Below are 21,968 nucleotides of genomic sequence, written 5' to 3'. Positions count from 1 at the left end.
GGTCTTGAGCCGGGGCAGGGCTTCTTGGCGCTCAAGGCAGCCCGGTCCCGGGTCAAGCCCGGGACGACGGATGGGGGCGGCGCTCACCCTCACCCTTCCGGCCCCCGGATCAAGTCCGGGGGCCTCCTTCCCTCTCCCAAGGGAAGAGGGGTTTTAGCCCTTCGGCTTGGCCGGTTTCTTCGCGCTTTCCGGCGGTTTGCCGTCGATCTTGACCAGTGAGGCGAGGCGGCATTCGCCTTCGCGGGGGACGATGATGCTGGCGAAGCGGTCGATGCCGCCGACGCCGCCGGAGGGCTTGAAGGCGATGCGCCACGCCCAGGGGAGTTCGATGCACGGGGCGAAGAAGGTGCCGCGATACCATTGCCGCCCGGCGCGCAGGTAGATCGCGTCGCGGCCATCGGCGCGGAAGTCGCGGATCATCGAGGGGAAGGGGATGCGCGCTTCTTTCGCGGCTGGCGCTGCGGGCGTGGCTTCCTGTGCCGTGGCGGGGAGGGCGGCCAGCAGGGCGAGCGGCATCGGGGCGAGTCGGTGGAGCATCGGTGCAGAATGGCACAGGTGCGATGAACCGGCGATGGATGATATGACGAACCAAATGGGAACAAAGTGCTTGACATCGTCACGCTCATTCGGTACATAACAGTAGCGCTGAAGAATTGCGAGTCGCGGCGATCGGGTCGCTGAGCGCGGACTTCGGAGTTTGAAAATCGAGGGGAATCGGGCCGGGGCGGCAACGCCTGTCGGCCCGATCTGCGTTTGGGGAGGGATGAAATGCCGAGTGGATACCGCACCGATCTTGATGGACAGCGGGCGGCCAACGGCAAGAGCACGCGTGCAAGATGGAGCAAGGCGATGCGCGCCGCGTTCCTCGATCACCTTGCTGCAACATGCAATGTCACCCAGTCGGCTGCCGTGGCGAACGTCGATGTGCGAACTGTCTATGAGCTTCGTCGCCGGAACGCGCGGTTTGCCGAACGGTGGGAAGCGGCATTGGCGCTCGGCTATCAGATGGTCGAGACGCTATTGGTGGGCCATGTGCTGGCGGGTCATCGCGCCGGCGATCCAGTCCATACCCATCAGGACGGTCTGCCGGCGGTTGATTTCGAAGCGGCGATGCGACTGCTCGCTGCGCATCGCAACCCGGTTGGAAAGCCGCGAAAAGGCGGCGGCACGCTGCAATTCGCGGCACCCGACGAGACCGACGCGGTGCTGCTCAAGCGATTGAAGGCGATCGAGATGCGGCGCGCGCGTGAGGCCGAGTGGGCGGCCCAGACGGAAGCGGGGAAGGCCGGGTTGCTGCCGCACGATGCGGGGGCGAGCGATCCGGTTCCGGCGCGCGATGCGGTGATCGAACATGCCCCGCAGGCGGAGGGCGCGCGCGATGGCGAGTGATGCGGAGATCGGCGCGTTCATCGACCGGCTGATCGCGCTGCCCGATGAAGAACGCGGTCACGCGGTGCGCTGAATGACGGTGCCGATGCGGCGCGAGTTTCTGGCACGCTGGAAGCTGTGGGCGCATGGCGGGCAGACGATGCCGCCGGGCGACTGGCGGGTGTGGCTGATCCGTGCCGGGCGCGGGTTCGGCAAGACGCGGGCGGGGAGCGAGTGGGTCAACCAGCTGGCGCTGGATGTGCCCGATGGGCGCTTTGCGCTGGTCGGGGCGAGCCTGGACGAGGTGCGGCGGGTGATGATCGAGGGGCAGTCGGGGCTGATCGCCACGGCGCGCATCGATCGGCAACCGGTGTGGAAGGCGAGCGCGCGCGAGCTGCACTGGCCGTCGGGCGCGGTCGGCTTTGTCTATTCGGCGGAGTCGCCCGATGGGCTGCGCGGGCCCGAGCATCATGCCGCCTGGGCCGACGAACTGGGCAAATGGGGGCGGCGCGGCGATGCGGCGTGGGACAATCTGACGATGGGATTGCGGCTGGGGGATCGGCCGCGCGTGCTGGTGACGACGACACCGCGCCCGACGCGATTGATGCGGCGGGTGATGGCGCTGCCGAGCTGTGTCGAAACGCGCGGGCGGACGCGGGACAATCCACATCTGCCGGCGAGCTTCGTTGAGGCGATGGAGGCGGAATATGGCGGGACGCGGCTGGGGCGGCAGGAGCTGGAGGGCGAGCTGCTGAGCGATGTGCCGGGGGCGCTGTGGACGCGGGCGATGATCGAGACGGCGCGCGCGGTGAAGGTGGACGCGCCGGTGCGGGTGGCGGTCGGCGTCGATCCGCCGGCGAGTGCGGAGGGTGATGCGTGCGGGATCGTCGCGGTGGCGGTCGATAGCGCGGGGAGGCTGTGCGTGCTGGAGGATGCGAGCGTTTCGGACCTTTCGCCCGAGGGCTGGGCGCAGGCGGTGGCGGCGTGTGCCGACCGGCATGGCGCGGATCGCGTGGTGGCGGAGAAGAACCAGGGCGGCGACATGGTCGAAAGCGTGCTGCGCGCGGCGGTGGTGGCGATGCCGGTGCGGCTGGTCCATGCCAGCCGGGGCAAGGCGGCGCGGGCCGAGCCGGTGGCGGCGCTGTACGAACGGAGACAGGTGCGGCACGCGGCGGCGTTCGCGGCGCTGGAGGATGAGCTGTGCGGGCTGGCGCGGGGGCGATTATGCCGGGCCGGGGCGGTCGCCGGATCGGGCGGATGCGCTGGTATGGGCGGCGTGGGAGCTGGTGTTTGGGTGGAAGGGGGAGGTGGGCGTGCGGGGGACTTAGGGGATTGAGGCGATGCAGGGCCATGCCGTAATCACGGTTAAACCGTCAGCTATTGGGTGGGAAGCGGTCATTGACGCACTGAAACTCGCATGGCAGATTTTCAAAATGACGAAGCCCAATCCCGCTCAGATTGTCAGCGGGTTGCTATTGTCTGCGGTGCTTGTCGTTCTTTCGGCAGACCTACTGAACGCATTGGCTGCGCAACCGTGCCCTGCGGGACCTAATTGCTACCCATGGGGTGCAGAAGGACCAGCGGCCGGGATATGGAGCTACGCAACTAAGTCCAACTACCTCATGAGGGGCTTTGCCCAGCTCGGCCTGATCGTCTGTGCCGGGACATTCCTAACTTGGAAAGCTGTGCGGGACGAACCCCTTCAACGTGCGCCGCGAATTGCGGCCTTTGCAGCACTCGGGGCGGCCTCCCTACTGTTGTTCGTGTAGACGCAAACGACCGCAACGGGGTCGTTTGCCGACCGACCGCTTACAGCCCCTATAGAGGTTCGGAAGCCTTGCGCGTTAATCCTCCCCGGCCAGGGGGATGGCAGTGTAGCTGACGGAGGGGGCGGATCCACTGATGCAAGAGGTTTGACGACGAAGCCTCCTTCCCCTCCGTCACCTGCGGCGCCACCTCCCCCTGGCGGGGGAGGATTTTTGGATGTCGATACGCCCTAGCTGTCGCCCGTCACCCCCGCTAAGCCTCCGGCCATGTGCGTGCTGGCGTTGGCGTGGGGGATGCATCCCAATTGGGTGTTGGTCGCTGCGGGGAACCGTGACGAGCGGCATGCGCGGGCGACGGCGCCACTGTCGCGCTGGATGGCGCGCGGGCCTGTCATCGGGGGGCGCGATCTGGAGGCCGGGGGGACCTGGCTGGCGGTGAACGAGGCCGGGCGGCTGGCGGCGGTGACCAATGTGCGCGGGGAGGCGGCCTATCCGGGCAAGCTGTCGCGCGGGGCGCTGGTGACCGATATGCTGGCCGGGCATGAGCCGGAGGACCTGGACGCCTATAATCCGTTCAACCTGATCGCGGTGGATCGCGACGGGCCGCTCTATCTTTCGAACCGGCCCGATCCGGTGCGGCGGCCGTTGAGCCCGGGGATGCACGGACTGTCGAACGGGTTGTTCGATACGTTGTGGCCCAAGACGATCCGGGTGCAGATGGGGTTGCGCGCCTGGCTGGAGGCGGGGAGTTCGGCGCTGGAGCCGCTGTTCGCGGTACTGGCCGACGAGCGACCGGCGGGGGCGGCGGAGCGGTATGAGCCCGATCCGTTCGAGCCGGTGGATTCGCCGGTGTTCATCCGCAACCCGGTCTATGGGACGCGGTGCAGTACGGTGGTGACGGTGGACCATCTGGGGCGCGGTCGGATTGCGGAGCGGCGGTTCAATTCGAGCGGGCTGCTCGAGGGCGAGAGCGTGTTGAGTTTTACGTGGAGTTGAAATGACGCCTCGCGAAGTGATCGGTGTGGCCGAGGTGCCGGGCGGGGAACCGTTGCGGCTGGTGCGGCATGGCCGTGACTTCATCATCATGCTCGAGCGCAACGAGCTGATGTCGAGCCGGATGAGCGGATCGGAAGAGGCGTTGGCGGAGATGACGCTGGACCGGTTGAGCGATCCGGCGTCGGCGCGGCTGCTGATTGGCGGCTATGGCATGGGGTTTACGTTGCGTGCGGCGCTCAAGCGGCTGGGGCCGAAGGGGTGGGCGTGCGTGGTCGAGCTGGTGCCGGGCATCATCGAGTGGGCGCGCGGGCCGATGGCGGAGCTGGCCGACGGCTGTCTGGATGATCCGCGCACGCAGCTGGTGATGGGCGATGTCGGCGCGGAGATCGCGCGCAGTCGGGGCAGCTGGGAGGCGATCCTGCTGGATGTCGACAATGGCCCGGACGGGCTGACGCGCGACGCCAATAACGGGCTGTACACGATGCGCGGGCTGGAGCGGGCGCGGACGGCGCTGGCGCCAGGTGGGGTGCTGGCGGTGTGGTCGGCGGGGCCGGACCCGGCCTTTACGCGGCGGATGCGCGATGCCGGGTTTGCGGTGGAAGAGGTGCAGGTGCGGGCGCGACAGAACGGCAAGGGGCCGCGCCACGTGATCTGGTTCGGCACGAAACGCTGAGTTTGTTGATGCGCTGACGCGCATGCGGCACCGGCCCGCTCCCCCACCCGGCCACCCATCGAAATTACCGTGTGGGTGGCCGGGTGGGGGAACGGGCCGGTGCCGCCCCATCGCCGTGAGGCGATCAAAGAGGAAACGCATGAAATGGTTCGGGCGGAAGTCCGGGCGCGAGGGGTCGCGTCCGGTGTTGGCGCGTGGGCAGGGCGCGGGCGCGGTGCTGGGCGAGTGGCCGCAGAGTTACGAGGCGCAGGTGCGCGGGCTATGCGGCCAATCCGGTGGCGCAGCGGGCGGTGAAGATCGTCGCCGAGGGCGTGGCGGGCGGAGGGGTACGGAAGGGGCGATCGGGGCAAGCGTGGCGGGCGACCGCTTCGTGTTGCTGGATCGCGCGACGCTCGCGATCCACGACGATCTTGGCGCTGCGGGCATGACGCTGAACCTGATGGCGACCGGCGTGGGGGACGCGGAGCCGGTAGCAACGACGATCGCGGTCACCGGGCGGTCGGTGACGCCGCCGTCGCCCGTGGCATTGCACGCGGTGCCCGCGCCCGGGGGACGCATGATCCGGTGGACACGTCGCAGTTGCGCGGATGGCGATGGGGCGATGGCACCGACGCCCCGATCGGCGAGGGCGCCGAACGCTATCAGCTGCAAATTCGTGTTTCCGGGCAGCCTGACCAGATCGTGATGAGCGACACGCCCGAGTGGCTGCTGGACAGCAGCGACGGTGCGACGGTGGAGGTGCAGCAGGCTGGAGACCATGGCCTGTCGACGTCCGCCATTCTTGTTCTTGAAGCGATGGAGTGACCAGAATGACAGCGACCGCGCGATTCGCCCTTCCGCTCCTGCACGCCGGACAGGCGCAAAAGGAAATGTTCCACAATGAGGCACTCGTCCAGGTCGACCTGCTGCTGCACCCGGCGGTGAAGGATGTCGGGCTCGACAGCCCGCCAGCGACGCCGGAGCCGGGCGATGCATGGATAGTCGGCGAGGAACCGACCGGTGCCTGGAGCGACCATGCCCGAGCCATCGCCGTCTGGACCGATGGCGGTTGGTGGTTCACAACGCCGCGGCCGGGCGTTGCGCTATGGTCCGAAACCCATGGGAAGCCGGTGCGCTATGACGCTGGAGCGGGGTGGCAGATCGGCGTGATCGCCGCCAGCCGGATCGAGATTGGCGGAACCCAGATTGTCGGTGGCCAATGCGACGCGATCGCCGCCCCGACGGGCGGTGCGACCATCGACGACGCGGCACGCGCTGCGATCGCGGCGATCCTCGACGCGCTGAGGGAACACGGCCTGATCGCTAGCGACGAACTGTGACGTTCCGGCAACAGTCCCCGGATTTTGTTCGCTTGCGCGGAAACTTTCCAGAGGTTAGGAAGTTAGCGCTGTCCGAAGTGGCAACTAAGAAAGGGGATTAAGATGCGGAAGCTTGCCGTAACTCTGGCACTTGCTTCGACCGCGCTCACCACGCCCGCCCTCGCACGTGACGATGCGTGGTACGTGGGCGTCGAAGGCGGTGCGATGATCGTCGAAGACATCGATTACGACATTGGCGCTCTGACTGCGGCTGGAACCGTGGACCATGAAGCCGGCTGGGATGTCGGTGGCACGATCGGCTACGACTTTGGTGGTTTCCGCGCAGAAGCGGAAGTCAGCTACAAGCGTGCGACGGTTGATGGCTATCGTTCGTCGACGACGACGCCTGCCTATGGCAGCACCGGCGCTCTGACCAATATGGTTCCCGGGAACTATGGCTATGCGGGCGGTAGCTCGACCGCGCTCAGCTTCATGATCAACGGCATGCTGGACTTCGGCGACGATGATGGCCTGCAGGGCTTCGTCGGCGGCGGTGCCGGCGTGGCGCGCGTCAAGGCGGACTATGCGCTCAACACCCGCGGTGCCTTCCTCGACGATTCCGACACCGTGTTCGCCTGGCAGGCGATTGCGGGTCTGCGTCAGGCAGTGAGCGACAACATCGACGTCACGCTGAAGTATCGCTTCTTCAACGCCGACAACGTCAAGCTGGTCGACGTGACCGGTCGTCAGTTCGACGGTCGCTTCCGTTCGCACAGCCTGCTCGGTGGCGTGACGTTCAACTTCGGTGAGCCGGCTGCACCGCCGCCTCCTCCTCCTCCTCCGCCTCCGCCGCCGCCTCCTCCCCGCCGCCCCCGCCTCCGCCGCCTCCGCCGCCGGAAGTGGTGTGCACCCCCGGGCCGTACATTGTCTTCTTTGAGTGGGACAAGTCGGACATCACGCCGGAAGCGTCGGGCATTCTCGATAACGCCATCTCGGCCTATCAGAACTGCGGCAACGCGCAGGTCATGCTCGCCGGTCACGCTGACCGTTCGGGTGCAGCCAGCTACAACGTTGGCCTCTCGCAGCGTCGCGCGGACTCGGTCCGTTCGTATCTGTCGGGCCGCGGCATCCCCGATGGCGTGATCAGCTCGGAAGCGTTCGGCGAAAGCCGTCCGCGTGTCGACACCGCCGACGGCGTGCGCGAACTGCAGAACCGCCGCGTGGAAATCACTTACGGTCCGGGCTCGGGCATGTAAGCCGCGCGGTCCACTCTGTGGATCGACAAGATTTGGGGAGGTCGGGCAACCGGCCTCCCCTTTTCTTTGTGTGCGTTGGACAGGCGTCGCGCTTGCATGGCACATGACGCTGCGATCATATCGGTGCATGCACCATCGCGTCCCTGCGCCGCTGCCTGATCACGCGCGCGACCCCATGCGGTTCGCCGAACATGGTGCCGAGCGCCGCGATGGGGCGGCGCTCCCGATGCTTGGCGCAATCGAGCAGGCGATCGCGGTGCTTCCCCCAACCGCCCCGGATTGCGGCTCAGGGGCGTCGCGGCGCTCGCCGACATCCTCGGGGAACAGGGTTCGATCGGATCGCAGATCGCGCGATTTGTCCGGCGCGTGCTTTGCCCTGTACGCGCAATCCTGTTCGACAAAACTGCGACAACCAACTGGGCGCTCGCCTGGCATCAGGACCGGACGATCTGCGTGCGCGGGCGTCGCGACGTCGCCGGTTTTGGCCCGTGGACCGTCAAGTCGGGGCTGCTGCACGTTGCGCCGCCCTTCGACCTGCTCGAACGGATGGTCACCGTCCGCATCCACCTCGACGATGTTCCGGCGGATAACGCGCCGTTGCTGATCGCACCGGGATCGCATCGCTTTGGGCTGGTGCGCGAGGAGCGGATCGACGCGGTGGTCGCGGAGTGCGGGGTTCAGGTCTGCACCGCACTGGCGGGCGACATCTGGGTCTATGCAACCCCGATCCTGCACGCGTCGGACGCGGTCGCAACGCCGCGCCGGCGACGGGTATTGCAGGTGGATTATGCCGGGTTCGACTTGCCCGAGGGGCTCCAATGGTCAGGTATCTGAGGCGAGCGCCCCTGCCAGCCAATCCGGAATGATCGCGTCGCCGAGCGCTTCGACCCGGCGGTGTTCGACCATCAGGCCGAGATAGGGATAGGTGGCGCGGGTGCGGTCACCCGGTTCGCCGAGCGGCGCGACGATCAGGCGACGGTTGACCCTGGCGCGCCAGTTCATCCGGGCGGTATTTTCCTGGCCGACATAGCAGCCCTTGGCGAAGCTGACGCCGTTCAGTTCGGCGGCATTGCATTCGAGCCAGAGGGTCTTGTCCTGGCCGAGTTCGTCCGCACCCTCGGTGACGCCGAGGCGCAGCCGGTGTTCGCGCCAGCCGCTGGCCGCATCCCCGCCCGCTTCGCCCAGCCAGCGCCAGCCGAGCGCGGCGAGTCGCGGATCGGGCACGCCATGGCCTTGCGCGCGCGACCAGTGGACCCCGCCCTCCGCTGCGGTGATCGTGATCGGTCGGCGCAGGCGGTAGATCGACAGGCGGCGAATCAGCGCGTCGCACTGGGCCGCCTCGCAATCGATCAGCACGTCCGCGCCATCCGCCCAGAGGATGAAGTCGAACAGCGCCTTGCCCTGAGGCGAGAGCAGCCCGGCCCAGAGCGGCGCGTCGGGCTGCACCGCGTTCATATCCTGCGTCACCAGACCCTGCAGGAAGCCGCGGACATCCTCCCCCGAAATGCGGATCAGGGCGCGGTCGGGGAGCAGGGTGGCATCGGTCATGTCGAACAGGTAGGAGGCGGGGCAGGCAAGCGAAAGAGGCTGAGATGGCGACGTTCGATCTGAAGCTCGTTGGTGGCACCGTCCACCTGCCCTCCGGCCCGGCGAGGCTCGATGTCGGCGTGCGCGACGGCAAGATCGTCGCGATTGGCGCGCAGGGCGATGCGGGCGAGACGATCGACTGCACCGGCCTGGACGTGCTGCCCGGCGTAATCGACAGCCAGGTGCATTTCCGCGAACCGGGGCTGGAGGCGAAGGAAGACCTTGAATCCGGCAGCCGCGCGGCGGTGCTCGGCGGGGTCACCGCGGTGTTCGAGATGCCGAACACCAAGCCCAATACCGACAGCGCCGACGCGGTGAACGACAAGCTCGCGCGCGCGAAGGACCGGATGTGGTGCGACCACGCTTTCTATGTCGGGGCGACCAACAACAATGCCGCCGATCTGGCCGACCTGGAACGAATGCCCGGGACGGCGGGGGTTAAGATCTTCATGGGCGCGTCGACCGGCGACCTGCTGGTGTCGGACGACGCCAATCTGGCGCGGGTGCTGGCGAGCGGCCATCGCCGCGTCGCGATCCATGCCGAGGACGAGTTTCGCATGAACGACCGCGAGGGCGAGCGGGTCGCGGGTGATCCGTCGTCGCACCCGGTGTGGCGCGATGACGAGAGCGCAATCCTGGCGACGCGGCGCATCCTGAAGCTGGCGCGGGAGGCGCGGCGGCGCATCCATGTGCTGCATGTGACGACGCCGGCGGAGCTGGAGTTGCTGGCGCAGCATAAGGACATCGCGACGTGCGAGGTGACTCCGCAGCATCTGACGCTTGCCGGAGAGGATGCCTATCCGCGGCTCGGCACCTATGCCCAGATGAACCCGCCGATCCGGTCGGCCGCGCATCGCGACGGGTTGTGGCACTGGCTCAATCAGGGCGTGCCGGACGTGCTGGGATCGGACCATGCGCCGCATACGATCGAGGAAAAGGCCAAGCCTTATCCGTCATCGCCCAGCGGCATGCCGGGCGTGCAGACGCTGTTGCCGCTGCTGCTCGACCATGTCGCAAAGGGCCGCACTACGCTCCAGCGACTTATAGACCTGACCAGCGCGGGACCGCAGCGGGTGTTTGGTCTCGTCGGCAAGGGGCGAATTGCGGCGGGCTATGACGCGGATTTCACCGTGGTCGACCTGAAGAAGCAGTGGACGGTCGAGGAAAGCTGGCTGGCGTCGCGCTGCGGCTGGTCGCCGTTCACCGGGGACACGCTTACCGGAAAGCCGATCGGGACGATCATTCGCGGGCGCAAGGTGATGTGGGACGGGCAGCTGGCGAACGCGGCGCATGGCCGGCCGGTGCGGTTCGAGGCGGTGGAGTTCGGGTGACTCCAAGGCCGTTCCCCTGAAGGGGAGGGGCTATTCGCCTACTCCGCCGCGTCGGCCACGGCCTCCCGTTCCGCCTGTTGCCGCGCCCACATTTCGGCGTAGGTGCCGCGCCGTTCGAGCAGTTCGGCATGGGTACCCTGTTCGGCGATGCGCCCATCCTCCAGCACCACGATGCGGTCGGCGTTGACCACGGTCGACAGGCGGTGGGCGATGACGATGGTGGTGCGGCCGCGCTCGATCGCTTCGAGCGTGTCGAGGATCTCGGCTTCGGTGCGCGAATCGAGTGCGCTGGTCGCTTCGTCGAGGATCAGGATCGGTGGGTTCTTGAGCAGGGTGCGGGCAATGGCGACGCGCTGTTTCTCGCCGCCCGACAGCTTGAGGCCGCGCTCGCCGACCCGCGTCGCATAGCCATCGGGCATTGCGTCGATAAAGCCCGCGATTGCCGCGCCGCGCGCTGCGGTCTCGACCTGATCCTGCGTCGCGCCTTCGCGGCCATAGGCGATGTTGTAGCTGATCGTGTCGTTGAACAGCACCGTGTCCTGGGGCACGATGCCGATCGCGGCACGCAGGCTGGCCTGCGTTACCTGCGAAATATCCTGCCCGTCGATCGTGACGCGCCCGCCGGTCAGGTCGTAGAAGCGATAAAGGATGCGCGCGAGGGTGGACTTGCCCGCGCCCGACGGGCCCACGATCGCGACGGTCTGGCCCGGGCGGATGACGAGGTCGATGCCCTTCAATATGTCGCGGTCGGCGTCGTAGCCGAAGCGCACGCCCTCGAACCGCACCTCGCCGCGTTCGACCGCCAGCGCCGCCGCGCCCGGCACGTCCTTCACCTCGGCATCGGTGTCGATCAGGTCGAACATCGCGCCCATGTCGATCACGCCCTGGCGGATCGTGCGATAGACCCAGCCGAGCATGTCAAGCGGGCGGAACAACTGGCTGAGCAAGGTCGAGACGAACACGACGTCGCCCGCGGTAAATTCCCCGGTGGACCAGCCCCACGCCACTACGGCCATTCCGGCACCCAGCATCACATTTGTGATCAGCGACTGGCCCATGTTGAGCCAGGCGAGCGAATTTTCCGACTTTACCGCCGCCTTGGCATAAGCCTCGACCGCGCGCTCGTAGCGGTCGGATTCGCGCTGCTCCGCGCCGAAATACTTCACCGTCTCGAAATTCAGCAGCGAGTCGACCGCATGCGCCACCGCGCCGGTGTCGAGGTCGTTCATCTGCTCGCGCAGCTTCGCGCGCCAGTCGGTGATCCAGCGGGTGAAGGCGATGTAGATCACCACCATCGCGATGGTCGATGCGACCAGCCACATGCCGAATTTCGACCCGAAGATCTGGAGCACGAGTGCCAGTTCGAGGATCGTCGGGGCGATGTTGAACAGCAGGAAATAGAGCATCGAATCGATGCTCTTGGTCCCGCGCTCGACCACCTTGGTCACCGCACCCGTGCGGCGTTCGAGGTGGAAGCGCAGCGACAGCTGGTGAAGTTGGCGGAAGGTGACGATGGCGAGCCGCCGGGTCGCGTCCTGCCCGACCTTTTCGAACACGGTGTTGCGCAGATTGTCGAATATGGTGGTGAACAGTCGCGCGGCGGCGTAGCCGACCACCATCAGCACCACGAACGTGATGACCCCGCGCTCACCGATCGCCATCGCATCGACTGCGGCCTTGAGCGCATAGGCCGCGCCATAGACCTGAACCACCTTTGACAGCACCACCAGTGCGAGCGCGCCGACGATGCGCGCCTTCAGCCCCGGCTGTCCGGCGGGCCACAGATAGGGAAGGAAGCGCGCGAGGGTGGCGAACAGCGGGCGCTCGCCGCCGGTCGCCGGCGCAGTGTCGGGAGGCATAGGCAGTATCTGGGGCTGCGCGTGTCCCGATGCAATGAAACAAAGCCCGCCCGCCATCCGTTATGCATGGCGAGGAGCGAGACGATGGAACCGGTTTTCTACGTGATGGCCATTCTTGGCTGCGGCGATTTCCAGGATCAATGCCAGCAGGCGCGGGTCGAGCCGGTCCGGTATCAAAGCGCGGCGCAATGCCAGGCGGCGATGGCACAGGTGTTGCCGCGTCACACCGATCTCTCCTATCCGACGATTGCCGCAACCTGTCACCGCCGGGGCGAGCAGATGGCGCGCGCAGAGACCAAGCCACGCCACTATTGAGCGCTGTTGCACTATCGCAATGATGTTATGATCCGCTCCGCAATCGCGGGAGAGGCGGAATGCGCAAGATACTGGGTGTTGTTGCGGGCGTGGTCGCGCTGGGCGCGACGGTGTGGATCGTCGAGATGATCTCTCACTCCATCTGGACTCCGCCATCCGGGGTTGATGTGTCGGACCCGGCACAACTCGCCAAGCTGATGGATGTCGTGCCGCTGGAGGCGAAGATCGCGGTGGTGGTCGCCTGGTTCCTAGGCGCGATATCCGGGGCGTGGGTCGGTGCCAAGGTCGCGCAATGGCAACCCGCCGGGTGGATCGTCGTGCTGATCGGTATCTGTTTCGGCGTGATGACGCTGTTCATGATCCCGCACCCGTTGTGGATGCAGATCGCCGCGGTTGCGGCACCGATCGCGGGTGGATGGGTGGCGACGAAGCTGCCCGGAACGGTCTAGCCGCGCTCGACCGGGAGCGCCCAGCGGATCTGTTCGATCAGCATCGCCTCGAGCTCAGCCGCGCCGGCATTGCGCGCGGCGGCGCGCTTGCGCAGCAGCGTGGCGAGCAGGTCGGCGCGGGTCGGCGGCGAGGCCGGCTCGGCGCGACCACGGGCCAGTGCACGGGAAAGCTGAAGCGAGAGCGTCGTCATCGCCCATCATCTGCCAATTTCCGCCTTGCGAGTCGGTGAAGAGGCGCGGTTAACGCGGGCGCGTCCACAAATCGGGTGAGCGCGGCTTTGGTGCGTAGAGCTGGTGCCGCATCAGCGCCTGACCGAAAGCGCGAACGATCCAGCCGATCTTGGTAGCCTTGCTCGTTCCCGCGCGATGATCCCAGGCATGATCGCCGCGCGCTATCACCTCGCGCGCGATGCCGCCATAAATGCCCGTCGCTGCGAGCACGGCCCAGGCCGAGCGAAATCCGAGCGCGGGGGTGCCCAGCCGCGCGCTTTCCTCATGTGCAGCGGCGAACTCACCCAGCCAACGTGCCATGACCGTGAGGCGCTGGCGGAACGGCGGCTTCAGATGCTGGCCCGGCGGGATGTCCATTTCGACCAGCCAGTCCATCGGCAGGTAGCAACGACCGATGCGGTCATCCGCCTCGATATCGCGCGCGATATTGGCGAGCTGAAAGGCGAGGCCGAGGTCGCAGGCGCGATCCAGCGTCGCGTCGTCCTCTGGATCGACCCCCATCACCACCGCCATCATGCATCCGACCGCGCCGGCGACATGGTAGCAATATTGCATCAGGTCGTGCTCGGAACGCGGAAACCAGCCCTTGGCGTCCAGCGCGAACCCCTCGACCAGATCATGCGCGAAACGGTGCGGCATGCGCGTTTCGGCGGCGACGATGCGCAGCGCCTCGAACGCCATCTCGCCGGTCGGTTCGCCCGCCAGCGCCTTGTCGGTCAGCGTGCGGATGCGCGAGAGGGCGGCGGCAGGGTCCGCGACGACCTGTGCGTCATGGCCCAGTTCCTGCCCGTCGGCGATGTCGTCGCACGCGCGGCACCAGGCATAGAGCAGCCAGGCGCGCTCGCGGGTCTGCGGGTCGAACAACCTGCTCGCCGCAGCAAAGCTCTTCGAACCCTTGGCGATGCTCTCACGCGCGGCCGCCACCACCGACTCGCGGCTGGGCGTTGGCAGGGTCACAGGTCCTTGCTGCCGATCTGCCCCACCGTCTGTGTCGGGACATGCGCCGCCATCTTCGCCAGCAGCGCGTCGAGATCATCGTCGATGATCAGGATCGACTGATGCTGCGGGCGGAGGAATCCGACTTCGCCCATCTTCGCCACGAATTCGATCAGCCCGTCATAATAGCCCGCGACGTTGAGCAGTCCGACCGGGTTCGCGTGATAGCCGATCTGCGCCCAGCTCATCGCTTCCCACAATTCGTCCATCGTCCCGGTTCCGCCGGGCAGGGTGATGAAGCCGTCGGACAGGTCGGTGAACGCCTGTTTGCGCTCGTGCATGGTTCGCACGATGTGCAGTTCGGTGCAGCCGCGATGCGCAACCTCGGCATCGACCAGCGCCTGCGGGATCACCCCGATCACCTCGCCGCCCGCCTCCAGCGCCGCATCGGCAATCGCGCCCATCAGCCCCAACCGCCCGCCGCCATAGACGACGCCGATTCCGCGCTCGGCAAGCGTGCGGCCGACGAACCGGGCGTTCTCGATATAGACCGGGTCCGCCGGGGTGGCGGAGCCGCAATAGATGGCGAGGCGCTTCACGCTTGCTCCTGTTCCAGCATCAGCGCGGCGGTCGCCTTGGCGCTGCCGACCACGCCGGGAATGCCTGCGCCGGGATGGGTTCCGGCACCGACGAAATACATATTCTCGATCGAATCGTCGCGGTTGTGCGCGCGGAACCAGGCGCTCTGCGTCAGGATCGGCTCAAGGCTGAATGCACTCCCCAGATGCGCGGCGAGGTCGTGCCGGAAATCGGTGGGTGCATAGCTGAATTTGGTGACGATCCGGTCGTGGATGTCGGGGATCAGGCGACGACCGATTTCGTCGAGGATGCGCTTTTCGAGCACCGGGCGGACCTGTTCCCAATCGACCGGTGCCTTGCCGATATGCGGCACGGGGGGCGAGCGCGTAGAAGGTCGAATGCCCCTCGGGCGCCATCGACGGGTCGGTGACAGTGGGGTGGTGGAGGTAGAGCGAGAAATCCTCGCTCAGCACGCCATGATCGTAGATGTCGGCGAGCAGTTCCCTGTAGCGCGGGCCGAACAGGATCATGTGGTGCGGGATGCCGGGCCAGGTACCCTTGATCCCGAAATGGACGACAAACAGCGACGGCGAGAAGCGCTTGCGTTCAAGCTTGGCGGAGGTGCGCTGGGCACTGCGCGAGCTTTTGAGCAGGTCGCGGTAGCTGTGGACAATGTCGGCATTGCTGGCGACCATATCCGCCTCGAACCGCGCGCCCGATTTGGTGCGGACGGCGGTGGCGCGCTCGCCCAGCGTCTCGATCTCCTCGACGCCGTCGCCGAGCACCAGCTTCCCGCCGAGGCGCTCGAAATGCCGGACCATCCCCGCGACCAGCCGGTTGGTGCCGCCCATGGCGAACCACACGCCACCGTCGCGCTCCAGCTTGTGGATCAGCGCATAGATCGCGCTGGTGGTCATCGGATTGCCGCCGACCAGCAAGGTGTGGAACGACAGCGCCTCGCGCAATTTCTCGTTTTTCACAAAGGTCGAGACCATCGAATAGACGCTGCGCCACGCCTGATATTTGGCGAGCGCGGGTGCGGCCTTCACCATCGAGGTGAAGTCGAGAAACGCGACATGGCCGAGCTTCTCATAGCCCTCGCGGTACACGCCGGCCGAATAGTCGAGGAAGCGGCGGTATCCGGCGATGTCGGCCGGATCGAGCTTGGCGATCTCGCTCGTCAGCAGCGTATCGTCATTGGTGTAGTCGAAACTGGTGCCGTCAGGCCAGTTGAGGCGGTAGAAGGGCGAGACCGGAACCAGCGTGACATCGTCGGCCATGCGGTGCCCGGTCAGCGCCCACAATTCCTCCAGCGCTTCCGGCGCGGTGATGACGGTGGGGCCGGCATCGAAGACAAACCCGTCCTTTTCCCAATAATATCCGCGCCCGCCCGGCTTGTCGCGGGCCTCGATGACGATCGTATCGACGCCCGCGGACTGCAGGCGGATGGCAAGTGCCAGTCCGCCGAACCCCGCCCCGATCACCACTGCACGCTTCATCTGCTTGACCCCCTGATCGCGGCGAGTGCGCGCTTGACCGGCACCGGCGGTTTGCCGGCGAGAACGCGTGCGCGATCGAATATGCTGGACTGACCGGCATAGAAGCGGGCGACGAGCCCGTCGTCCAGTCGATAAAATCGTTCGAGGATGCGATAGCGCTCGGCCGGCTCGGCGGCGCGAAACAGCATCGCGGACAGCATGCGATAATATCCGCGCTGACGCCATATCCGCCGGGCGTGGCCATAGGTCAGGTCGTGCAACGCTGCGCCCGACAGGTCGCGTGCATTGCCGATCAGTGCGGCAAGCCGCACCGCATCGGGCAGCGAATAGCCGGTGACCGGATGGAACAGCCCGGCGCGCATTCCCCCCTTGGCGACGCGATTGCCGCCCGATTTCCAATATTCCTCGAAATCGCCGCCCATCGCCACCGGGAGGGCCCCCGCTTCCTCGCGCGTCGCAGCCTCGACCATGATCCCGCGCGCGCTGGCCCATGCGTCGATCCGCTTGGCGCAGGCGGCAACGTCGATCTCGGGCGTGTCGCTGTAATAGGTGTCCTCAAGGAACAGCCGTGTCGCCGCGAAGGGCAAAGCGTACATGAAGCGATAGCCGTCGATCTGCGCGACCGTGGCGTCCATGATGACCGGGCGCTTGAGCGCGTGAGGCTCGGCCAGCGTCAGCTCTCGCCCGAAGAATTTCTGCCAGCCCAGGTCGAGCTTACCGAGGTCGCCGGGACCGCGGCAATCGATCACGCCGCCCGCCTCGATCCGGTCGCCATCGGCCAGCACGACCGCGCGCGCACTGGCACCCAGCACCTTGCGCCGCGTCATCACCGCGTCCGCGGGCATCGCGGCGCGCACGACCTGATCGAACCGCTCTGACTCGATCGAGTAATAGGGTGATTTCAGTGTGCGTGCGTGCGCGGGGAAATGGACGTCATAGCTGGTCCAGCCATAGGAGATCAGCGGCGCGACCAGCCATCGGTCGGCAGGTGCGACATCACTGGCAAAGAAGGACCAGAGGTGGTTGCCGCCCAGATTGCGTCCGCCGTCGATCAGACGGATGTCGAGCGCAGGATGCTTGCGCCGCAATGCGAGCGCGATCAGCCCCCCCGCCAAACCTCCTCCGACAATGGCAACGTCGCAATGGATGATCGCTGGCATCGCCGCCGCCTAGCGGATCGCTGCGCACGGTAAAAGCCCCGCTCGTGGCGGAAACCCGTCTTTCTGTCTCACCGCCATTTGTTCACAGTCCCGCGCAAACCGGCCCTTGACCACGAGGTCGCGCGCCGTGCTGTCATAGCGATGTCACGGCTCGCGGCGAATAAGCCCCGGTCGCGACCGACGAGCGGCAAGAGAGGGGGACCATGTACCATCCCGATCTGATCCGACATCCGCAGGGGTGCCCGGCGCTCGTCCTGAATGCCGATTACACGCCGCTTTCCTATTATCCGCTGAGCATCTGGCCGTGGCAGACAGCGATCAAGGCAGTGTTCCTCGATCGCGTCGATATCGTCAGCCATTATGAGCGCGAGGTGCGCAGCCCCACCGCGCGCATCAAGCTGCCCAGCGTTATCGCGCTCAAGCAATATGTGCGACCGTCGCAATTCCCGGCATTCACCCGGTTCAACCTGTTCCTGCGCGACAAGTTCGAATGCCAATATTGCGGTAGCCACCGCGATCTGACCTTCGATCATGTCATCCCGCGCGCGCAGGGCGGGCGCACGACATGGGAGAATGTCGCGACCGCCTGTGCGCCGTGTAACCTCAAAAAGGGTGGGCGCACGCCGAAACAGGCGGCGATGCCGCTGTTCATGGCACCGATCCGCCCGACCAGCTGGCAGCTGCAGGAACATGGCCGCCGCTTCCCGCCCAATTATCTCCACGATACCTGGCGCGACTGGCTCTATTGGGACGTCGAGCTCGAGGCGTAACGCTTCATCATTGGTGCTGACGCTCTCGTCACCCCGGCCTTGTGCCCGGGTCCACCGGGCGGCAAGGTCGGTCTTCTAGGCTCTTGCGATGCGCGTGCCGCACAGTGGACCCCGGAACAAGGCCGGGGTGACGAGTATGGGGTGGGACAGATGACAGGATTGACGGTCGATCGGCGGGCGGCGCTGGCGCTAGGGATCGGCGGCGCGGCGAGCCTCGCGCTTCCCGCCTGGGCACAGCAGGCGGCATCGCTCGATACGACGATCGACCCCATCGTCGCAAATTTCATGCGCGCGTTCGAGACTCCCGGCATCGCGGTGGCGATCGTGCGCAAGGGGCAGCCCGTCTGGCTCAAGGGCTATGGCGTGCGCACCATGGGCCGCCCCGCGCCGGTCGATGTCCACACCCGGTTCGGCATCGCGTCGAACAGCAAGGCGTTCACCGCCGCCGCACTGGCGATGCTGGTCGAGGAGGGCAAGCTCGGCTGGGACGACCGGCTCACCCAGCATATGCCCGACTTCAAGATGGCCGACCCGGCGGTGACCAGCCTGTTCAACGTCCGCGACCTGCTCGTTCACCGCTCGGGGCTTCCGCTGGGGGCGGGCGATTTGCTCTATTTCCCGCGCTCCAATCGCACCGCGCAGGATGCGATCCGCGCACTGCAGTTCCTTCAGCCGGTGCGCCCGTTCCGGGGCGGCTATGATTACGACAACATCCTCTACATCGTCGCCGGCGCGCTGATCGAGGCCAAGTCCGGGATGAGCTGGCGCGACTTCATCCGCACGCGGATGCTGGAGCCGCTCGGCATGGCCGATGCGGTGCCCTCGCTCGACCTGCTCAAGACGACCAACGTCGCAGGCCGACACGCGCGGCTGGGGCCGCCGGTACGCGGGGTCGGGCCGATGACGGTGATCGAACCCGATGAATCGCCCGTGGTCGATGCCGGGGCAGGGATCAACGCCAGCATCGCCGATGTCGCCAAATGGCTGGACGTGCAGCTGGCGCTCGGCGCGCTGCCCGACGGCAAGCGCCTGTGGAGCGCCGAGAGCGCGGCGGCGATGTGGTCGCCGCAGGTGGTGGTGGCGTCGAGCGATGGCCCCACCGACCTCAATCCCGTGCGCTCGATCATGCAGGGCTATGCGCTGGGCTGGTTCGTCCAGGATTATCGCGGCCGCCGCCTGATCAGCCATTCGGGCGGCCTTTCGGGTCAGGTGACCCAGACCGCGCTGATCCCCTCAGCGGGAATTGGCGTCGCGGTGCTCAGCAACACCGAAGACAGCGTGTCGGGCGGTATCCGCAACGCGATTCTCGACCATCTGCTCGGCATCCCCGCCTATGACTGGGTTGCCAACTACGTAGCCCGCAACAAGCTGGCCATCGAAAGCGCGGTCGCGGCGATGGGTGAGGGCGACGCGCAGCGGCCGGCCGGCGGCCCCAGCCTGCCACTGGCCGCCTATGCCGGGCGCTACCGCGACCCTTGGTATGGCGACATTGTGGTTCGCGAACGCGGCGGCATGCTTCACATCGATTTCGCCCCCCATCCGCAATTCGCCAGCCGCCTCGATCCATGGGGAACGGACGCGTTCCGCACCCGGATGGTGCCGGGCAAGGGCGAGGACGCGGTCGTCACCTTTGCCACCGCAAATGGCAAGGTGACGGGCGTGACGATGAAGGCGCTCTCTCCGCTCGCCGATTTCAGCTATGACTTCCACCACCTGAACTTCGTGCCGGTCGCGGAGTAGTGTATTATTGAAATAATACACGGCGGCACTATCTTGGTCGGACCAATGGAGGGAAAGCCATGAAACGACTCACGATCGCATTGCTCTCGGGCGCGGCCCTGCTCGCCGCCGGAAGCGCCGCCACCGCCGGACCCGCGCCGCAATCGGGCGCGGACACGCTGATCCCGCGCGACAAGATCTTCGGGAACCCCAGCCGCGCCGGGGGCCAGATCAGCCCGGATGGCAAGCATGTCAGCTGGCTGTCGCCGGTCGATGGCGTGATGAATGTCTGGGTCGCGCCGATCGGCAACCTGGGCGCGGCGAAGGCGGTTACCAAGGAGAGCAAGCGCGGACTGCAAAGCTATTTCTGGGCACCCGATGGCGCGCACATTATCTATCTTCAGGACAGCGGCGGGAACGAGAATTTCCGCGTCCATTCGGTCGATATCGCGACGCTCAAGGATACCGCGCTGACCAAGGCGGGGGACAAGGTCCGCGCGCAGATCCAGGGGGTGAGCAAGCTGCGCCCCGATGTCGTGCTGATCGGCCTCAACGACCGCAACCCGCAGTTCTTCGACCTGTATGAGGTCAACTACAAGACTGGTGAGAGCAAGCTGGTGATGGAGAACCCCGGCTATGGCGGCTGGGTCACCGACAATCAGCTCAAACCCCGCTTCGCATTCCAGCAGGTGCCGGGTGGCGGGAGCAAATATTTCCGCTTGGGTGCCGACGGCAAATGGGCCGAGGTGATGACGGTGGCGAACGAGGATTTCTTCACCACCGCGCCGATCGGGTTCAACAAGGACGGCACCGCGCTCTACTGGGTCGACAGTCGGGGTCGCGACAAGGCGGCACTGATCAAGATGGACCCCGAAACACTCAAGAGCGAGGTGATCGCGGCGAGCGAAAAGGCCGACATTCAGGGGCTGCTGACCGACCCCGAGAGCTATGAGCCGATCGCCTATTCGGTGAACTATCTCAAGAACGAATGGACCCCGCTCAATGCGGAGGCAAAGACGGATCTCGACTTCCTCAAGGCGAAGCTGCCCGGCGAAGTGTCGATCATGTCTGCGACCGATGACGGGTCGAAACTGATCGTCGCGGCGAGCGCGGCGGAGCGACCGGCCGCCGCCTATATCTATGATCGCAAGGCGAAGAGCCTGACCAAGCTCTACGAGACGCGACCCGACCTGTCGGCCTATGCGCTCCAGCCGATGTGGCCGGTCGAGATCCCGACCGGCGATGGCAAGACATTGGTCAGCTACCTCACGCTTCCGCCCGGCGCCGACGCCAACAAGGACGGCAAGGCGGACAAGCCCGTGCCGATGGTGCTGTTCGTCCATGGCGGCCCATGGGCGCGCGACGGCTATGGATACAACAGCGCGCACCAGTGGCTCGCCAATCGCGGCTATGCGGTGCTCAGCGTCAATTTCCGCGGCTCGACCGGCTTCGGCAAGGGCTTCGTCAACGCCGCGATCGGCGAATGGTCGGGCAAGATGCACCAGGACCTGATCGACGCGGTCGACTGGTCGATCGCGCGGGGCGTGACGTCGAAGGACAAGGTCGCGATCATGGGCGGCTCCTATGGTGGCTATGCCACGCTGGTCGGCCTGACCTTCACGCCGGACCGGTTCGCGTGCGGGGTCGATATCGTCGGCCCGTCGAACCTGAAGACGCTGATGGAGAGCTTCCCGCCGTACTGGCGACCGATCCTGGAGGGGACCTTCTACAAGCATATCGGGGACCCCAATAAGCCCGAGGATCTGAAGCGCATGATGGCGCAATCGCCGATCACCCGCGTCGACGCGATCACCAAACCGCTGCTGATCGGGCAGGGGGGCAATGATCCGCGCGTGGTGAAGGCCGAAAGCGACCAGATCGTCGCGGCGATGAAGGCACGCAAGCTGCCGGTCACGTACATCAACTATCCCGACGAGGGGCATGGCTTTGTCCGGCCCGAAAACCGCCTGTCCTTCTTTGCGATCAGCGAAGGGTTCCTGTCCAAATGCCTTGGCGGCCGGGCGGAACCGATCGGCGACTTTACCGGGTCGAGCATCCAGGTGCTCGAAGGCGCAGATTATGTGCCGGGTCTTGCGGCAGCCGCTCCCAAGCCGGCTGCGGCGAAATGAGCCGGGCGCCCGCCATGCCGCACCGGCGCGCATGGCGGGCGCTTGCC

At 66.4% G+C, this 21,968-nt stretch carries 19 protein-coding genes and 3 pseudogenes; 14 read left to right on the top strand and 8 right to left on the bottom strand.

The window, feature by feature from the left end; translation table 11 throughout:
• Positions 1-153 precede the first annotated feature (153 nt).
• Positions 154-537 carry a hypothetical protein gene (locus LRS08_RS08550; RefSeq protein ID WP_257844061.1) on the bottom strand — a complete coding sequence of 128 codons (384 nt, stop codon included), beginning with the start codon at positions 535-537 and terminating at the stop codon, positions 154-156.
• Positions 538-768: 231 nt separating this feature from the next.
• Here LRS08_RS08550 and LRS08_RS08545 point away from each other — a divergent pair, with 231 nt between their 5' ends.
• The 8 genes and pseudogenes from LRS08_RS08545 to LRS08_RS08500 all read left to right on the top strand — a co-directional run bounded on the left by LRS08_RS08545 (position 769) and on the right by LRS08_RS08500 (position 8,191).
• Positions 769-1,389, top strand: coding sequence for a hypothetical protein (locus LRS08_RS08545; protein ID WP_260481563.1), 621 nt, complete (start codon positions 769-771; stop codon positions 1,387-1,389).
• Between the two features lie 73 nt (positions 1,390-1,462).
• Positions 1,463-2,696 (top strand): annotated as a pseudogene (locus LRS08_RS20050) (DNA-packaging protein).
• 705 nt (positions 2,697-3,401) lie between these two features.
• Positions 3,402-4,130: an NRDE family protein gene (locus LRS08_RS08530; protein ID WP_257844063.1), complete on the top strand. Its 729-nt coding sequence runs from the start codon at positions 3,402-3,404 to the stop codon at positions 4,128-4,130.
• A 1-nt stretch (position 4,131) separates the two neighbouring features.
• Positions 4,132-4,803: a spermidine synthase gene (locus tag LRS08_RS08525; RefSeq protein ID WP_257844065.1), complete on the top strand. Its 672-nt coding sequence runs from the start codon at positions 4,132-4,134 to the stop codon at positions 4,801-4,803.
• Between the two features lie 139 nt (positions 4,804-4,942).
• On the top strand, positions 4,943-5,488 hold the full coding sequence (locus LRS08_RS20280) for a hypothetical protein (protein ID WP_374580555.1): 546 nt from the start codon (positions 4,943-4,945) through the stop codon (positions 5,486-5,488).
• A 124-nt stretch (positions 5,489-5,612) separates the two neighbouring features.
• Complete coding sequence (locus LRS08_RS08510; RefSeq protein ID WP_257844067.1) at positions 5,613-6,122, top strand: DUF2793 domain-containing protein; 510 nt, start codon at positions 5,613-5,615, stop codon at positions 6,120-6,122.
• A gap of 102 nt (positions 6,123-6,224) precedes the next feature.
• Positions 6,225-7,357, top strand: a pseudogene (locus LRS08_RS08505) (OmpA family protein).
• 279 nt (positions 7,358-7,636) lie between these two features.
• Positions 7,637-8,191 carry a phytanoyl-CoA dioxygenase family protein gene (locus LRS08_RS08500; RefSeq protein WP_257844068.1) on the top strand — a complete coding sequence of 185 codons (555 nt, stop codon included), beginning with the start codon at positions 7,637-7,639 and terminating at the stop codon, positions 8,189-8,191.
• Here the strand turns inward: LRS08_RS08500 and LRS08_RS08495 are convergent.
• The gene (locus LRS08_RS08495) at positions 8,180-8,905 is read right to left on the bottom strand and encodes a folate-binding protein YgfZ (RefSeq protein ID WP_257844069.1); all 726 of its coding nucleotides are present in this window, start codon (positions 8,903-8,905) and stop codon (positions 8,180-8,182) included. The two genes, LRS08_RS08500 and LRS08_RS08495, sit on opposite strands and share 12 nt — an antisense overlap.
• A 44-nt stretch (positions 8,906-8,949) precedes the next feature.
• On the opposite strand from LRS08_RS08495, the gene LRS08_RS08490 reads away from it, so the two are divergent.
• A complete protein-coding gene (locus LRS08_RS08490; RefSeq protein WP_257844070.1) occupies positions 8,950-10,275 on the top strand; it encodes a dihydroorotase in 1,326 nt (441 codons plus the stop codon).
• A 38-nt stretch (positions 10,276-10,313) separates the two neighbouring features.
• Here the strand turns inward: LRS08_RS08490 and LRS08_RS08485 are convergent, their stop codons facing one another.
• Positions 10,314-12,134, bottom strand: coding sequence for an ABCB family ABC transporter ATP-binding protein/permease (locus LRS08_RS08485; protein ID WP_257844071.1), 1,821 nt, complete (start codon positions 12,132-12,134; stop codon positions 10,314-10,316).
• An 84-nt stretch (positions 12,135-12,218) separates the two neighbouring features.
• On the opposite strand from LRS08_RS08485, the gene LRS08_RS08480 reads away from it, so the two are divergent.
• A complete protein-coding gene (locus LRS08_RS08480) occupies positions 12,219-12,449 on the top strand; it encodes a hypothetical protein (RefSeq protein ID WP_257844072.1) in 231 nt (76 codons plus the stop codon).
• A gap of 59 nt (positions 12,450-12,508) precedes the next feature.
• Positions 12,509-12,898 carry a hypothetical protein gene (locus LRS08_RS08475; protein WP_257844073.1) on the top strand — a complete coding sequence of 130 codons (390 nt, stop codon included), beginning with the start codon at positions 12,509-12,511 and terminating at the stop codon, positions 12,896-12,898.
• Here the strand turns inward: LRS08_RS08475 and LRS08_RS08470 are convergent.
• The 5 genes and pseudogenes from LRS08_RS08470 to crtY form a co-directional block, all read right to left on the bottom strand.
• Positions 12,895-13,089: a hypothetical protein gene (locus LRS08_RS08470; RefSeq protein WP_257844074.1), complete on the bottom strand. Its 195-nt coding sequence runs from the start codon at positions 13,087-13,089 to the stop codon at positions 12,895-12,897. The genes LRS08_RS08475 and LRS08_RS08470 overlap by 4 nt on opposite strands.
• 49 nt (positions 13,090-13,138) lie before the next feature.
• Entirely contained in the window at positions 13,139-14,086 is a 948-nt protein-coding gene (locus LRS08_RS08465; protein ID WP_374580561.1) for a phytoene/squalene synthase family protein, read from the bottom strand.
• Entirely contained in the window at positions 14,083-14,664 is a 582-nt protein-coding gene (locus LRS08_RS08460) for a TIGR00730 family Rossman fold protein (RefSeq protein ID WP_257844075.1), read from the bottom strand. The genes LRS08_RS08465 and LRS08_RS08460 overlap by 4 nt, the downstream gene beginning before the upstream one ends.
• Positions 14,661-16,254 (bottom strand): annotated as a pseudogene (locus LRS08_RS08455) (phytoene desaturase); the annotation flags it as partial. The pseudogene LRS08_RS08455 and the gene LRS08_RS08460, both read right to left, overlap by 4 nt.
• Positions 16,140-17,303: a lycopene beta-cyclase CrtY gene (gene crtY / locus LRS08_RS08450; protein WP_260481562.1), complete on the bottom strand. Its 1,164-nt coding sequence runs from the start codon at positions 17,301-17,303 to the stop codon at positions 16,140-16,142. The pseudogene LRS08_RS08455 and the gene crtY, both read right to left, overlap by 115 nt.
• A 203-nt stretch (positions 17,304-17,506) precedes the next feature.
• On the opposite strand from crtY, the gene LRS08_RS08445 reads away from it, so the two are divergent.
• From LRS08_RS08445 to LRS08_RS08435, 3 genes are all read left to right on the top strand, one after another.
• Positions 17,507-18,073 (top strand): HNH endonuclease, encoded by a 567-nt coding sequence (locus LRS08_RS08445; RefSeq protein WP_257844078.1) that lies wholly within the window; start codon positions 17,507-17,509, stop codon positions 18,071-18,073.
• Between the two features lie 150 nt (positions 18,074-18,223).
• Complete coding sequence (locus LRS08_RS08440; RefSeq protein WP_257844079.1) at positions 18,224-19,813, top strand: serine hydrolase; 1,590 nt, start codon at positions 18,224-18,226, stop codon at positions 19,811-19,813.
• A 59-nt stretch (positions 19,814-19,872) separates the two neighbouring features.
• Positions 19,873-21,921, top strand: coding sequence for a S9 family peptidase (locus LRS08_RS08435; RefSeq protein ID WP_257844080.1), 2,049 nt, complete (start codon positions 19,873-19,875; stop codon positions 21,919-21,921).
• The last annotated feature ends 47 nt before the right edge of the window (positions 21,922-21,968 follow it).

It is taken from the genome of Sphingomonas sp. J315, assembly GCF_024666595.1.
Lineage (GTDB): Bacteria > Pseudomonadota > Alphaproteobacteria > Sphingomonadales > Sphingomonadaceae > Sphingomonas.
The sequence above is the reverse complement of the archived record's forward strand: the minus strand, read 5'-3'. Positions and strand labels throughout refer to the sequence as shown.